The 2,665-nt window shown below is 33.1% G+C and carries 1 tRNA gene; it reads left to right on the top strand.

Annotated elements, in window-relative coordinates:
• Positions 1-24: 24 nt before the first annotated feature.
• Positions 25-108, top strand: a tRNA-Leu gene (locus tag J7E16_RS09345).
• The last annotated feature ends 2,557 nt before the right edge of the window (positions 109-2,665 follow it).

Raw genomic sequence — 2,665 nt, 5'->3', positions numbered from 1 at the left:
AAAGATGAAAAAAGTAGTCCATATGCCGGCGTGGCGGAACTGGTAGACGCGCTGGACTCAAAATCCTGTGCCCGCAAGGGCGTGCCGGTTCGATTCCGGCCGCCGGTATACTAAATACACCTAACGTTTTAAAAACGTTAGGTGTATTTTTTTGTTGAATTTTATTTAAAGGTTCTACGTCAAATGGTGTGGATAGATACTTCACAATAAAATTTCTTTTGGAATAAAAGGGTTTGCTTGTGGAGTCGTTATACCGCCTGTAAGCACTTGGTCTTACAGACTTTCAAGCGTTCTAAACAAAACCTACTCGCTGAAGCGCCAACGTTTTGTAATTCTCATTGAATCTTGCACATGACTACAAGCAACTCTGTTTCGCCGGAAATTTTGAGTAATAAGTAATTGGATTAAATCTATCAACACTAAAAATTATAGAAACAGAGTTGTAAGCCCTTTGTAAAAAATATTAAATAGAGATATCTTTGTCAGCTCGCGTTTGCAGCTTTTATGAAGTAAATCCCCGAATGAATCGATCTATCTGCTGCTAGAAAGCCCTAGGATGATTCGAGTTTTACAATGATCCACAGGGAAGAGCGACATTTTAATAAATTAATTACTCTTTCATAGAAGATAAGTATTGTCAGGATAAATTTAAACTGAATGGAACCTTTAGAAGGTCGCCTGGACTATGCAGTAGTGACTCAATAAAAAAATAGCATACTTGGTTCTTTACTTTTGCGTTATTGGATCGACGGTATCTTATTCAGAATAAGGTGTAATAGGTAGACTGTTAATGCATGGCAAGAAACGGCAATCAATTTCAAGCTGAATAGATTCAATTTGATTGGAAATTAGGTAACGGTATTTCATGAGGCGGAAATAGAAGTGTGGAAGATCAAAAAGTTGTTAAGGCTTTTTTTGAACTTAAAAAATCAAAAAACTTACAAAGAATGGTAAGCAATAAGTAAAGAAAAGTTAGCATGACAATTTGAACGGCCAAATTTAAAGACTGATTAGTTGAGAAAATGCCATGCTTTTTCATAAGAACCTGAATGCTGATATAAAATACAGATGACGCTAGCGATTGAACTCGGACAAGAAAGATATAAACTAAAGAATATCCTATAGGTTATTGGTATCTCTAAAGCTTCATTATCATATAGAAGATTAGTGTAATAATGCTTCGGTAGATTGGTTGCGGATCAATAAAATCAGATTAGGTCTCTTCTGGAGTAAAGGATTAGCTTGTAAGCTATACTAAGGGTTAGAAACTGGAATGTCTAGAGGATTACGTTTCTTAAACAAGGTCAAAGGGACTTGACGATTGATGATATATCTTTTCTATTGAAGTCTCCACACTGCTATAAATAATTCTTAGTCTTTTGGAATCTTTGGTCCATTTTGACCATGATGCAATAGTAAGCTTACTATTACATCATGTCATCCTAAAGATACAAAAAATGAGTTTTTCTGCTGCGTTTATAATTCATTTCTTCTGACTAATAGGTAACTGTGGTAATAAGTGCCTTGGTCTAATTTGTTAGCCGAAATAATAGGTAGATAAATCAAAAAAGAAAATGAACGAACCAATATAAATTAGTTGAACGCTAGAATACAAATAGCGGTACGATGGAGATAGCTAAATCTAATGTATACTGAATATCGATTAGTTATCATTCAAATTTTTGGTATTTATTTTTAAAATAGTGGGTAGATTTTTAGTATAGTGATCACAAATCGGTATAGAATACTTAGCTGGCTGATCAAGTTGAGGAACAGCTCGTATTTTTTAACCAACTACTAATATCTAATGACCTTTTTTTGTAATAAAGAATGCGAACAGCTACTGATCAAAAGAGCACACATGTGTAATTAAGCAATCAAGTATTAGTGGTAGTTGACCTTATCCAATCGGGTAAGTGTTACTTTTGATAGAATGAGTAGTAATAGACCGTTAAATAGCTTAGATTGATCTGTTTGTAATTATAGTTGTCAGGAGAGTAAAAATGATAGAAGTTAACGGATAAGTTATGCAGCTTCTCCGACTAAAGAAAAAGCTTGTTACTATTAAAACTGTTACTGTAGCGGAAACCGTTCCCAATATTACAAAGAGACTGTTCATAGAAAATGACAAACATGTTGACCCTACAAAAAATAGGTGAAATAGAACTAGTTGATCTGCAGTAAAAAAAACTTTGCCAAATTTTTGATGAATTGGATATAAATCTACAAATAAAATAAGCGTCTGTTTTTATAGAAATGAGTATGGAGAAACAAGGGGTGAAAATCTATTAAAGCTGGTGCTTAGATCACATCGAATTTTTTTACCTAATTCGATTGTAAAATAGTTGACAATTTTGTGTAAAGCATGTAAAGTAATGGAAGTTGCTAGATCAAGCAATTTACACAAAAAATGAATAAAAATTCTATAAAAAATAATTTTCATAAAAAAGTTATTGACAATTTAAAGATAACTTGTTATTATATAGAAGTTGTAACGAACCGTTACAGCGTACTTAGACCTTTGAAAACTAAACAAAGTAAGATGAAATAAATGTGAGGGTGACTTAGCAGTGCTAAGTCAACAGTAACAAAATTAGTGAATAATTATTCGCTAGCAATTCAATAATGAGCTTCAAGCATCATTTTATATGAGAGTTTGATCCTC

This window comes from Carnobacterium sp. ISL-102 (assembly GCF_018612935.1).
GTDB classification, from domain to species: domain Bacteria; phylum Bacillota; class Bacilli; order Lactobacillales; family Carnobacteriaceae; genus Carnobacterium_B; species Carnobacterium_B alterfunditum.
The sequence above is the reverse complement of the archived record's forward strand: the minus strand, read 5'-3'. Positions and strand labels throughout refer to the sequence as shown.